13 protein-coding genes and 1 other annotated feature are annotated in these 12,689 nt (G+C 35.4%); all 13 genes read left to right on the top strand.

From position 1 onward, the window contains the following. Nucleotides 1-69 precede the first annotated feature (69 nt). The 13 genes from ACYQ3D_RS07990 (at nucleotide 70) to ACYQ3D_RS07930 (ending at nucleotide 12,537) form a co-directional block, all read left to right on the top strand. Nucleotides 70-936, top strand: coding sequence for a site-2 protease family protein (locus ACYQ3D_RS07990; protein WP_459837639.1), 867 nt, complete (start codon nucleotides 70-72; stop codon nucleotides 934-936). 41 nt (nucleotides 937-977) lie between these two features. Continuing rightward, nucleotides 978-2,627, top strand: coding sequence for an Rne/Rng family ribonuclease (locus tag ACYQ3D_RS07985; RefSeq protein WP_459837638.1), 1,650 nt, complete (start codon nucleotides 978-980; stop codon nucleotides 2,625-2,627). A gap of 149 nt (nucleotides 2,628-2,776) precedes the next feature. Continuing rightward, nucleotides 2,777-2,853 (top strand) — a sequence feature (ribosomal protein L21 leader region). 10 nt (nucleotides 2,854-2,863) lie between these two features. Continuing rightward, nucleotides 2,864-3,175 carry a 50S ribosomal protein L21 gene (gene rplU, locus ACYQ3D_RS07980; RefSeq protein ID WP_459837637.1) on the top strand — a complete coding sequence of 104 codons (312 nt, stop codon included), beginning with the start codon at nucleotides 2,864-2,866 and terminating at the stop codon, nucleotides 3,173-3,175. Beyond that, complete coding sequence (locus tag ACYQ3D_RS07975) at nucleotides 3,175-3,510, top strand: ribosomal-processing cysteine protease Prp (RefSeq protein ID WP_459837635.1); 336 nt, start codon at nucleotides 3,175-3,177, stop codon at nucleotides 3,508-3,510. Before rplU ends, ACYQ3D_RS07975 begins: the two co-directional genes overlap by 1 nt. After that, nucleotides 3,503-3,805 carry a 50S ribosomal protein L27 gene (gene rpmA / locus ACYQ3D_RS07970; RefSeq protein WP_459837634.1) on the top strand — a complete coding sequence of 101 codons (303 nt, stop codon included), beginning with the start codon at nucleotides 3,503-3,505 and terminating at the stop codon, nucleotides 3,803-3,805. The genes ACYQ3D_RS07975 and rpmA overlap by 8 nt, the downstream gene beginning before the upstream one ends. A gap of 262 nt (nucleotides 3,806-4,067) precedes the next feature. Further along, the gene (gene obgE / locus ACYQ3D_RS07965) at nucleotides 4,068-5,357 is read left to right on the top strand and encodes a GTPase ObgE (RefSeq protein WP_459837632.1); all 1,290 of its coding nucleotides are present in this window, start codon (nucleotides 4,068-4,070) and stop codon (nucleotides 5,355-5,357) included. Nucleotides 5,358-5,373: 16 nt separating this feature from the next. Further along, the gene (gene yhbY / locus ACYQ3D_RS07960) at nucleotides 5,374-5,664 is read left to right on the top strand and encodes a ribosome assembly RNA-binding protein YhbY (protein ID WP_459837630.1); all 291 of its coding nucleotides are present in this window, start codon (nucleotides 5,374-5,376) and stop codon (nucleotides 5,662-5,664) included. Between the two features lie 15 nt (nucleotides 5,665-5,679). Further along, complete coding sequence (proB, locus tag ACYQ3D_RS07955; protein ID WP_459837628.1) at nucleotides 5,680-6,795, top strand: glutamate 5-kinase; 1,116 nt, start codon at nucleotides 5,680-5,682, stop codon at nucleotides 6,793-6,795. A gap of 208 nt (nucleotides 6,796-7,003) precedes the next feature. Further along, nucleotides 7,004-8,260 carry a glutamate-5-semialdehyde dehydrogenase gene (locus tag ACYQ3D_RS07950; RefSeq protein ID WP_459837626.1) on the top strand — a complete coding sequence of 419 codons (1,257 nt, stop codon included), beginning with the start codon at nucleotides 7,004-7,006 and terminating at the stop codon, nucleotides 8,258-8,260. Between the two features lie 168 nt (nucleotides 8,261-8,428). Beyond that, nucleotides 8,429-9,100, top strand: a complete 672-nt coding sequence (locus tag ACYQ3D_RS07945) for a cytochrome c biogenesis CcdA family protein (protein ID WP_459837678.1) — start codon at nucleotides 8,429-8,431, stop codon at nucleotides 9,098-9,100. A gap of 87 nt (nucleotides 9,101-9,187) precedes the next feature. Beyond that, the gene (locus ACYQ3D_RS07940; protein WP_459837625.1) at nucleotides 9,188-9,751 is read left to right on the top strand and encodes a TlpA family protein disulfide reductase; all 564 of its coding nucleotides are present in this window, start codon (nucleotides 9,188-9,190) and stop codon (nucleotides 9,749-9,751) included. Between the two features lie 420 nt (nucleotides 9,752-10,171). Next, nucleotides 10,172-11,359: a hypothetical protein gene (locus ACYQ3D_RS07935; protein ID WP_459837624.1), complete on the top strand. Its 1,188-nt coding sequence runs from the start codon at nucleotides 10,172-10,174 to the stop codon at nucleotides 11,357-11,359. 14 nt (nucleotides 11,360-11,373) lie between these two features. After that, nucleotides 11,374-12,537: a M20 family metallopeptidase gene (locus ACYQ3D_RS07930; protein ID WP_459837623.1), complete on the top strand. Its 1,164-nt coding sequence runs from the start codon at nucleotides 11,374-11,376 to the stop codon at nucleotides 12,535-12,537. The last annotated feature ends 152 nt before the right edge of the window (nucleotides 12,538-12,689 follow it).

The following is a 12,689-nucleotide window of genomic DNA, read 5'->3' as shown; positions in this document are numbered from 1 at the left end:
GCACATATTAGTTTGGTGCCACTAATATGATTATACTATGTAGAAAGCATTAGGAAAGAAGGTGGCACTATGTTTCAGATAGCAAATGTTAGGTTGAAATTAAATTTATTGTTTCTGTTAGTCTTATTTTTATTTGCTATTTCTGGTTTGTTTGTTAAAGCTTGCTTAAGTTTTGTAGTAGTAGTGGTTCATGAGTTGGCCCATTCAATTGTTGCTATTCGAAAAGGGGTTACAGTTAATGAGATTGAGTTGTTGCCTTTTGGGGGCGTAGCTAAATTTAGAGATTTAATCCAGTTAGCTCCTAAGACAGAAATGCAAGTAGCTATAGCTGGTCCAGCGATTAATTTACTTTTAGCAGCAGTTATATTATTATTGTTTAGATATCAGATTATAGATCCAAGTTGGGGTAGTTTTATCTTAAAGACAAATTTAACTATTGGTTTATTTAATTTACTTCCTGTACTTCCCTTAGATGGGGGGCGAATTTTACGGGCCAAATTAACTGCTAGCTTAGGATTTAAAGAGGCTACTTATCAAGTTCTTAAGTGGAGTAAGTATCTAGCTGGAGTAGTAGCCATTTTAGCTGTGGCAAGTTTATATTATGATTATGTTAATTTTTCTTTATTGATTATCTGCTTTTTTATTTATTTTACAGCGCTAAAAGAAGGACAATATACGCCCTATATTTTAATGCAGTATATAGCTAAAAAAAAGGGGCAGGTTTTGAACCAGGAAGTAGTTAGTATAGAACAGTTGATAGCTTTTGGAGACACTCCACTAAAGGAAATTGTAGATCGTTTAGTGCCTAATAAATTTCATACAGTATTGGTAGTTGATAAGCAATTTAATATTTTAGGTTTAGTTACTGAAGATCGGTTGATTAATTCTTTAATTGATGACCATCTGGAGTTAGCAGTGAAAGAATTAATTGATTGACTAAAATATGATTCTAGATAAAGATAAGGAGGTGATTTTTTGTGGCAAAAGAGATCCTAATTAATGGCCATAATTTAGAGAAACAAATTGCTATTGTTGAGGATAGAGAATTAGTTGATCTAGTATTTGAACGAGATTTTGCTACTCAATTAGTAGGCAATATTTATCAAGGCAGAGTAGAGAATGTTGTACCAGGTATCCAAGCAGCTTTTGTGGACATAGGTAGAGAGGATAATGTCTTTTTACCAGTTAATAGCGTTATTCCTCATCAAGAAGAAGCTAAGATTGAAGATATTTTACAGATTGGAGATCAGATATTAATTCAAATAGATAAGGATCCTGTAGGTACTAAAGGACCTAAAGGAAGTACTAAATTAGAATTACCAGGAAGATATCTGATCTTATTGGATGAACCAGGACATATTGGAGTCTCTCGTAAGATCGAGGGCCAAGAACGAGGTAGGTTAAGAGTATTAGCTAGAGAGATTGTGCCTGAGGATAAAGGGGCAATTATTCGTACTGAAGCTGCCTATCGGGAGCAGACAGAAATTGAACGTGAACTGGATTATCTAATGGAACTAAGAGCTGAGATTGCAGCTGATGGAAGACAAGCTACAGGGCCAACTTTGCTTTATGAGGAATTAGATTTAATTGATCAAGTAATTAGAGATCGCTTTACTGAAGAAGTGGACAAGTTGGTTGTAGATACTAAGGAGGATTATAGGCAGGTGATGGAGTTTGTTAAGCATTTGGCTCCTGAACTCCAGGATAGAGTAGCTTATTATCAGCATCCTGAACCAATATTTATTCGCTATAATATTCAAGAGCAGATAGCAGGACTTTTAAAGCGAGAGGTTGAATTGGATTGTGGTGGTTATATTGTAATTGATTCGACAGAAGCTTTGACTGCTATTGATGTTAATACAGGAGCTTATAGTGCTGATAATTTAGCTGATACTACCTTACAGACTAATTTATCTGCTGCTAGAAAAATTGCAACTCAGTTAAGATTGCGTAATATTAGCGGGATTATTATTATTGATTTTATTGGGTTACAGCGCGAAGAGGACAAAGCTCAGTTATTAAAAGTATTAAAAGCAGAACTGGCTAAAGATAAGACTCGTACTTCTTTGTTAGGTATGACTGAATTGGGGTTAGTGGAAGTAACGAGAAAGCGAGAGAAAAATAGTATTAATCAGTTATTAAAAGAAGAGTGTTCTTGTTGCCAAGGATACGGCAAGGTGTTAACTAGTGAGACAATTATTCAACAGGTCTTTACTAAATTAAAAGCTAATTATTGGAACCAGGATCCTGATACTGTGTTATTGACGCTGCATCCTGAGTTAGTAATTGATTTATTCCAGAAGGCCCAATCTGAGTTACAGCAGGTAGCTCAGGAATTAGAGATTACAGTTTCCTTACTTGGTGATAGTAAATTAAGTAAGGAAGAGATTAAAATGGAAGCTGATAGTCAACAAAAGATTAGGGATATATTACCAGTAGCAGTTGGTGATCGTTTAACAGTTGAAGTAGAAGCTGAGTTGACTGCCCAGGATGGACTAGCTATGTTTAATGGCTATTTGATTCAAGTTTTAGAAGGAGCAGCGCTAGTAGGTTCTAAAACCAAAGTAGAAATAACTGAGTTGCATAATCTGTATGCGGTTGGTAAAATAATTAGAAGAATTGATTGAGATAGCAGCCTGCCTTTTTTCTTTTATTGGCCCCAGACCATTGCTACAATTATGTGCTTTGAGCTATGAGCTAAGTTCCAACAGAATTTTTTTCTTGACATTTGGTTAGTTGTATGCTAGAATTTGTATTCGTAAGTGGTTTTGTTAAGCCACTACCAAAACCGCACGGTACGGGTTTTAAAATCTATTGTAGATTGCCTAGTTGCCGGCGAGTCTAAGGTAGAGGAGGTGCTGGTATGTACGCAATTATTAAGACAGGTGGAAAGCAATATAGAGTTAAGGAAGGCCAAGAGCTAGAAGTTGAAAAGTTAGATGTTGAAGCTGGAGATACAGTTGCTTTTGATGACGTTAGAGTTGTATCTACTGCTGAAGGACTAGAAGTTGGCCAACCTACTGTTGATGGTGCTAAGGTTACTGCTGAAGTTGTTGAGCAGACTAAAGGTGATAAGATTATTATCTTTAAGTATAAAGCGAAGACTAATTATCGGAAGAAGCAAGGTCACCGACAGCCTTACACTAAAGTTAGAATCAAAAGTATTGATGCTTAATGATAGAAGTTAAGCTTAAACGAACTAAAGAAGATAATATATATGCCTTTTCTGCTCAGGGTCATGCTGAATATGCTCCCGAGGGTGAGGATATTATTTGTGCAGCAGTATCAGTTATTCTCCAGACAGCTGTTTTTGGACTCCAGGATTATTTGGAGTTAGAGCTGACTGTAGATACTAATAATGGCTGGTTAAGCTGTCAGATCCCGCCTTCGTTGGCCCAGGATAAAGAGGTTAAGGCGATTTTAGAGACGATGTCGATTGGTTTAGAAGAGACAGCTCAAGCTTATTCTGACTATATTAAAATAATTAAAGGGGGTGGAAATAATGATTAAAGAAATGAATCTTCAGCTTTTTGCTGAAAAGAAAGCAGTTGGTAGTTCTAATAACGGTCGGGACAGTATTTCTAAACGATTAGGTGTTAAAAGACACGACGGCCAAAAAGTAAAAGCTGGTAGTATCCTTGTTCGCCAAAGAGGAACTAGTATCCATCCTGGATTAAATGTAGGTCGCGGTGGAGATGATACTCTATTTGCTAAAGAAGAAGGATATGTAACTTTTGAAAGAAAAGGTAGAGATAAAAAATTAGTTAATGTCTATACAGATGAAGAACTTGAAATTATGGCCTAATTTAATGATGCAGACTCCCAGTCACCTGGGGGTTTTTTTATTATTAGTTGTGAAGTGTGAGTGTGGGTGTGTGTTTAATTTGTGTGAGTAAAAATACAGCCTTAATTTTTTATAATAGATGTGCCCACACTCACACCAATTTCTTACACTATTAATTGACAATTATTGCTTAACAATTTACAATTATAAAGTAAGATGAATTAACTACTTAAACTTGTGGGAAGATAATTTAAAGTATTACATAAATCAGGAGTTGGTATTTGTGTTTGTTGATCAAGCAACAATTAAAGTTAAAGGTGGAGATGGCGGTTCAGGTATGACTAGTTTCCGGCAAGAAAAATATGAATCTACTGGTGGTCCGGATGGTGGTGATGGGGGGGATGGCGGACAGGTTATTTTAGTTGTTGATGAAGGTTTAAATACACTTTTAGACTTTAGAGAAAGGAATCTTTTTGCTGCTGAATCTGGTGAAAATGGTAAAAGTAAGAAACAACATGGTAAAGATGCTCCCAATTTAAAGATTCCAGTGCCTCCTGGAACAACAGTAGTTAATCAAAAAACTGATGAAGTAATGGCTGATTTAATAGAAGACGGTCAAGAATTAGTAGTAGCTAAAGGAGGTCGCGGGGGACGAGGAAATGCTAAATTTAAAAGTTCAACTAGACAGACTCCTAAATTTTCTGAGGATGGAGAGCCAGGTGAAGAAAGAAAGATTAAATTAGAATTAAAATTATTAGCTGATGTAGGATTGGTTGGTTATCCTAGTGTAGGTAAATCAACTTTAATTTCTCGTGTTTCTGCTGCTGAGCCGGAGACAGGTGCTTATCACTTTACAACTTTAGACCCTAATTTAGGAGTAGTTAAAAGAGATGATTTTGGCTCTTTTGTTATAGCTGATGTACCTGGGTTGATTGAAGGGGCTCATGAAGGAGTAGGTTTAGGAGATCAATTTCTACGCCATCTAAAACGAACTAAAGTTTTAATTCATATGTTGGATATTTCTGGTTTAGAAGGTCGCGATCCCCTACAAGATTTTGCTAAGATCAACGAGGAGTTAGAAGCATATAGTTCTGATCTATTAGCTAAATCTCAGGTAGTTGCTGCTAATAAAATAGATTTATCAGGAGCAGAGGATAATCTAGCTGAAGTTAAAGAGGAATTAGAAGCTAAAGGTTATGAAGTATTTCCTATCTCTGCTGTTACTGGTGAAGGTGTAGCAGAGTTATTGGAGCGAGTTTATGAGTTAGTTCAGGAAGCTCCAGAAACTATTAAGGAAGAAGAACGAGAAGAAAAAGTAGTTATTCGAGGGCCACAACCTGAGGAGGAAGAACCAGAATTTGAAGTAGAACGGGTTAATGATATTTTTATGGTCTCAGGAGATGAAATTGAACGAATAGTTGCTATGGCTGATTTAACTACTGATGAAGGATTACAGCAATTGCTTAAGAAGTTTAAGCGGTTAGGATTAGAAGATAAATTACAAGAAAAAGGCATTCAAGAAGGCCAAACAGTAGATGTGGCTGGATTACAATTTGAATATTACGAAGGATAATTAAGGAGGAAGAATAATGAAAGGTAAACAGAGAGCTTATTTAAGAAGTCAAGCTAATGAAATGAATCCTTTGTTCCAGATTGGGAAACAAGGGATTACTGCTGGAGTGATTGAACAGGTGAATAATGCTTTAGCAGCTCGAGAATTAATTAAACTAAGGGCTTTAGACAATAGTTTATATACTGCTCAAGAAGCAGCTTATGAACTAGCAGAAGAATGTGAGGCAGAAGTGATTCAAACAATTGGTAATGTTTTAGTTCTCTACCGTCGGAATGATGAAGATCCTCAATACCATCTACCAGAGTAAAGTTAGGTGACTATTATGCGCAATCAAATTAAGGAAGCAGAAAGAATAGTAATTAAGATTGGAAGTAGTACGTTAACTCATGAAAATTCTAAGTTGGATCTAAGCCGGATAGAAAAGTTGATTCGCCAGGTTGTTAATTTAAAGCATCAGGGTAAAGAAGTTATTTTAGTTAGTTCTGGTGCAGTTGCAGCTGGTTACGGAAAATTAAATATAGGGGATCGTCGAGAAACTATTCCTGAACAGCAGGCTTTGGCTGCAGTAGGCCAAGGTATACTAATGAAGACATATCAACAGTTATTTAGTGAGTATGGTTATCAAGTAGCTCAAATCTTATTAACTCAAAAGGATTTAGCAGATCGTCATCGTTATTTGAATGCTAGAAATACTCTATCTCAACTATTAGAATATGATGTAATTCCAATTATTAATGAAAATGATACAGTAGCAGTTAAAGAAATTAGATTTGGTGATAATGATACTTTATCTGCGTTAGTAAGTAGTTTGACTAGTGCAGATCTATTAGTTATTCTATCTGATATAGATGGTTTATATACTGCTGACCCTCGCGAGGATGATTCAGCACAACTAATCAACCAAGTAGAAGATATTTCCCCTGATATTGAAACTTTAGCTGGTGGAGCTGGGACTGGTCGAGGTACAGGAGGTATGGCTACTAAGATTACTGCAGCTAAGATTGCTACTAAAGCCGGTTTACCACTGGTAATAGCTAATGGTAGTTTAGAGCAAGTAATAACTAAAGTCAGCCACGGTCAAAAGATAGGTACTATCTTTTTATCTCAACCAGGAATTACTAGTCGAGAACAATGGATTGCTTTTAACCTTGATGTAGCAGGGAAAATTGCTGTTGATAACGGGGCTAAAGAAGCTTTAATAGCTCATGGTAGTAGTCTATTAGCTTGTGGTATTCAAGAGATCATAGGTGATTTTAGTGCTGGAGATGTAGTTGATATTATAGATTCGACAGGGGAAAAAATTGCTAGAGGATTAGTTAACTATTCTCAGCAAGAAGTAGAACAGATTCAAGGTTTACAGTCCAGCCAGATCAAATCTGAATTAGGTTATCAGGCCTATGATGAAGTGGTACATCGAGATAATTTGGTTGTATTGTAATGTGTCACTTTCGTGCTATAGCTATCTGTCGTCTGTCGTGAGCCAGTTCAAATTTAAAACCTAAAACACAATCCCCCCTAAAGTATATTAATTATAAGGGGTTGGATTTTGAATTTAAAGGTTTTGAATTAGCTAATAGCAGACAGCACACGACACACGACTGTGTCACCATAGGTGACACAATATATTTAAAAAAGGAGGAGAGTAGATGGAATTAGAAGAGAAGGTAACTAAACAGTGTCAAAAGGCTAAAGAGGCGGAGCGAGAATTGGCTAATTTAGGGTCTGAAGTAAAGAATAAGGCTCTTTTAGCTATGGCTGATGCTTTAGAAGAAAGAGAAGAAGATATTTTAGCAGCTAATGAACAGGATATGGAGTATGGGAGAGAGAATGGTTTAGGAGAGTCATTACTTGACCGGTTACTATTAACTGAAGATAGAATTGCTAAGATGGCGCAAGGTTTAAGGGAAGTAGCACAATTTTCGGATCCGATTGGTGAAGTTTTAGAGATGAAGAAGCGGCCTAATGGGCTGAAGATTGGTCAAGTACAAGTTCCTTTAGGCGTGATTGGGATTATCTATGAAGCTCGGCCTAATGTAACTGTTGATGCAGCTGGATTATGCCTTAAGGCTGGTAATAGCGTTGTTTTAAGAGGTAGTTCTAGTGCGATTAATTCTAATAAAGCAATTGTAAATGTTATTTCTCGGGCAGCTTATGAAGCTGGTTTGCCTGAAGGTGCAATTCAGTTGATTGAAAGTACAGATCGTAAGGCAGTCCAGGTTATGTTTGAATTAAATGATTACTTAGATGTTTTAATTCCTCGGGGCGGAGCTGGTTTGATTGAAACTGTAGTTAATAATTCTACAGTACCTGTGATCGAGACAGGGGTAGGTAATTGTCATACCTTTATTGATAGTGAAGCTGATCTGGAGAAAGCAGAGCAGATTGTGATTAATGCTAAGACCCAGCGAACTGGTGTTTGTAATGCTTTAGAGACTTTATTAGTTCACCAGGATAAGGCAGAAGAATTTTTACCAACTATTATCCAAGAGTTAAGACAGCGAGATACTTTAGTAAAAGGGGACGGGCAAGTCCAAGAGATTGTTGCTGATGTAGAAGAAGCTACAGAAGAAGATTGGGCAACAGAATTTTTGGATTATACTTTAGCCATTAGGATAGTAGAAGATTTAGATCAAGCTCTAGATCATATTGCTCAGTATAGTACTAGTCATTCTGAAGCAATTATAACTGAAAATTATACTAGAGCCCATAAATTTTTAGATATAGTTGATTCTGCTGCAGTTTATGTTAATGCGTCGACTAGATTCACTGATGGCGGTCAGTTTGGATTAGGAGCTGAAATTGGTATCAGTACTCAGAAATTACATGCTCGCGGGCCAATGGGCGTTAATGAACTAACTACAACTAAATATATCATTTTTGGTGATGGACAAATAAGAGAGTAATTAATAAATTATAGTCTAATTAAACCTGGGGCTTTTTTGCTTCAGGTTTCTTTTTTTAATATTAAATTTTGTTTTACCTTTAGATCTTCGGTTCCTTCTACTTGTGATAAGCCAATTTTATAATCACATTTCAAAGTTCTAATTTAGGAGAGTGAAACTGTGGAAAACATTTCAGTTTTTGTTGCTTTTATAGCAGGAGTTGCTTCTTTTGTTTCTCCTTGTGTTTTACCTTTGGTACCAGCTTATATAAGTTATATAACTGGGAGTGCTATTGATAAGGGAAGATTATTTACTGTAATTAGAGCAGTTGGTTTTGTGATTGGGTTTTCAATTATCTTTGTGGTTATGGGTGCTTCAGCTAGTTATATTGGACAATTATTTAGCCAATATCAGTTATTATTTACTAAAATAAGTGGAGTTTTGATTGTTGTTTTTGGACTACATATGACTGGTATACTAAAGTTAAAATTATTATATAAAGAGTTTAGATTAGACGGGCCAACTCAAGCTACGAATTGGTTTAGTTCTATCTTAATGGGAATGGCTTTTGCAGCAGGTTGGGTACCCTGTGTAGGGACAGTATTAGGTTCTATTTTATTATATGCTGGAGCAGAGGCTACTTTACAAACTGGAATTTTATTATTGACTGCTTATTCTTTAGGGTTAGGAGTGCCTTTTATAGTAACAGCTATCTTTATTAAGCAGTTTACTAAGTTTTCTGATCGAATTAATCAGTATTTGCCAGTGATTTCTAAAGTTAGTGGTGTGATTATGATTGTCTTTGGAGTCTTGCTGTATTTAAATAAGATACAACAATTAAGTCAGTATTTTTATTTTTAGTTGATAGTGTGTGAATTTAAAATAAAAATTGTAAATTGTCCATTGTCAATTATCAATTGTTTATTTGTTAGAAAGGATGTGGTGAAAGTGAAAAGTAGTCTTAAGTTATTATTGGTTGCTGGATTAATAGTTGGGGTTGTTAGTCTAGGGATTATATACCACAACCAAGGTTTAACTGAGGATAAATCTAAACTTAATCAAGAAGCAGAAGCTAAAGTTGGAATTAGTATTGGAGATACTGCCCCTGACTTTACTTTACAGAATTTAGCCGGGGAAGAAGTTTCTTTATCTGATTTTAGAGGTAAGTTTGTGATGGTTAACTTCTGGGCTACTTGGTGTCCACCGTGTCGAGCCGAGATGCCTGCTTTAGATAGTTTTTATGAAACTAATAAAGAAGATTTTGTTGTCTTAGGAGTTAATTTAGGAGAAGAGAAGTCGCAAGTTAAGTCCTTTATTGAAGATGGGGACTATGAATATCCTATTCTTTTGGATCAGTCTCGTAAAATAGCTCGTAACTATCGAGTCTCAGTAATTCCTACTTCTTATTTTGTCGGTCCTAAAGGTAAGATCCAATATGTCAAAAAGGGAGTTGTTAGCGAAGCAGAATTAAATCAGATTAAGAATAATTTAGAAAGCAAAATTGATCAATAATGATGAGGGCTAGGCCTTTCTTTTTTTATTTTTTGAGGTTATAATCGGTTTGGGGTCTGATCACATATTAGGATGAATATGGTAATATATAATTGTAAGCTTTTATTATATTAGTTAAAGGAGCTAATATAATGAAAAAAATAACTAGTATCTTCTATATCATGATTATCCAGCAGATTTGCGTTATGTTTATGGAGCTGAACCAGTTTTAATCAGGCTTGGGTCAGGTAAGGTGAGTTTTGTTACCAGATAAGGATAAATTAGCTACTACTCCAGTTAGAGCAGCTAAGAAGAATAAAGTAGCTGTCCTCCTATCTTAGAACTTGCCTGGTATTTAATTATTAGATTATTTTTTATTGAATTGAATCTTAAAGTATGATAAGATCATTGAAAATAAACTAAATAAATTGGAGGTATAATATGGATTTTACTTTAATGGAATCTTTTTGTATAATTTTAATTATTTTAGGGATTGGTGATATTGTATCAGCTAGAACAAAGGCTTTTGTTCCCTCTGTTTTTGTAGCTGCGATCTTGTTTTTAGCTGGTTTTTGGACTTTTTTTCCTTCTGATTTAGTCAAGATAGCAGCTTTAGGAATGCCTCTAGCTCAGTTAGGGATGTACTTATTAGTAGCTCACATGGGTACTTTAATGAGTTTACAAGAGCTTGCTAGTCAATGGAAAAGTGTTTTAATAGCAGTTGCGGGAGTTATTGGGGTCTGTATCATGACTTTAACTATCGGAAATTTCTTATTTGATTTTAAGACTGTTATTACAGCTACTCCACCACTTACTGGAGGAGTTGTGGCAGCAATGATAATGTCGGAAGGAGCAAGTGCTCAAGGATTAGATAATTTGGCTGTATTAGCAATTGTAATGTATGTAATGCAAGGTTTTGTGGGGTATCCTTTGACAGCTTTATGTCTTAAACGAGAGGGGAAAAGACTACTAAATTTATACCAAGAAAAAGATTCAGAAGAGGTTGTAATTAATAATTCAGGTTCTGAGAAACAAAATAGTCAATTTAGAATTTTTTCTCCTTTGCCCGATAAATATAAGACTACTTTTGTGATCTTGGCTAAATTAGGATTGGTAGCTTGGGCTGCAGTAGCTTTTGCAGGTTTAATTAACGGGATTATTTCTAAATATGTAGTTTGTTTAATCTTTGGATTGATTGCTGCTGAAATAGGGTTTTTGGAACGGAAACCACTTAATAAATCAGGTTCTTTTGGCTTTTTAATTACTTCTTTAATGGCTTATATATTTGCTCAATTGGCTAAAGCCAGTCCAGAAATGTTGGGGCAGATAGCTATTTCTTTAGCTGGAATAATTGTACTAGGTGTTTTAGGAATGGGCTTAATTTCTATTTTAGTTGGTCAAAAACTTGGTTATTCTAAAGCAATGTCTTTTGCTGTGGCTTTGACTGCTTTATATGGTTTTCCACCTAATTATATTTTAACTGATGAAGCTACTACAGCTTTAGCGGAGACAGAAAAAGAAAAGGAATATTTAATGAATCAAATGTTGCCTAAGATGTTGGTGGGAGGATTTACAACTGTAACTATTGTTTCAGTTGTAATTGCTGGTTTCTTTATTAAATTACTTTAAAAGGAGTGGTTTAAATGATAAATAAATTGATAAAAAATGTCAAAGAATATGTAGTTGAGTTAAGGAGAGAATTTCATCAATATCCTGAACCAAGCTGGAAGGAAACAAGAACTGCTAAAAGAGTTAAAGAAGAATTAGAAGCAATGAATATTTCCTATCAGACGATTGCTGGAACTGGTGTCGTAGCAATAATTGAAGGAAAAGAAGAAGGAAAAACAGTTGCTTTAAGAGCAGATATGGATGCTCTAGAAGTTGAGGAAGAAAATAAAGTAGATTATAGGTCCCAGAATGAAGGAATTATGCATGCTTGTGGTCATGATGGACATACAGCTATGTTATTAGGAGCAGCTAAAGTATTAAATCAAATCAAAGATCAACTTACTGGTAGGATAAAATTAATTTTTCAGCCAGCAGAAGAAGTAGCTGAAGGAGCTAATGAAATGATTACAGGCGGAGCTCTTGACTCAGTTGATAATGTATTTGGTATTCATTTATGGGCTGATTTACCTTGTGGAAAGGTAGCAGTAGAGAGAGGGCCTAAGATGGCTTCAGCAGATGTATTTAAAATTGAAGTGCAAGGTAAAGGAGGGCATGGTGCTTCTCCTCATCAGGGCGTAGATTCTGTGGTTGTTGGTTCAGCTATAGTAATGAACTTACAATCATTAGTAAGTAGAGAATTTAATCCATTGGAATCAACTGTAATAAGTGTAGGTAAGTTTAATTCTGGAACTAGATTTAATGTAATAGCTAATAAAGCAGTCTTAGAAGGAACAACAAGATGTTTTAGTAAAGAAGTAAGAGAACAATTTCCTGATTTAATTAAGCGAGTAGCCAATAATACAGCCCAAAGTTATAGAGCTGAGGTAGAAGTGGAATATACTTGGGGAACGCCACCAACTATTAATGATCCCGCTGGGGCTCAGATAGCTCAAGATGCTGTAATAGAAATGCTCGATGAGACTGCACTAGCAAGTATAGATCCAGTTATGACTGCTGAGGACTTTGCTTTATATCTGGATAAAGTACCGGGAGCTTTTGCTTTTGTAGGAGTGGGTAATAAAGAGAAAGAAGCTAATTATCCTCATCATCACGAAAAATTTAACATAGATGAAGATGGTTTAAAAATTGGTACTAAACTTTATGTTCAATACGTGATAAATTATTTAGAGAAAGTTTAAATTTTAAGAATATCTAAAAGCTCTAGTCCTTGGACTGGAGCTTTATTATTTTTAAGTAGGTCCCTTCATTATTTATGAATATCTTTTCCAGTTGCTCCCTTAGGATAACCTGAGCTGTTGATTTTTTCGTGGTGCGAAAGGATTATTGTTTT

This window comes from Halanaerobaculum tunisiense, assembly GCF_054657635.1.
Note: the sequence above shows the minus strand (reverse complement) of the source record. Positions and strands in the feature narration are given on the sequence as shown.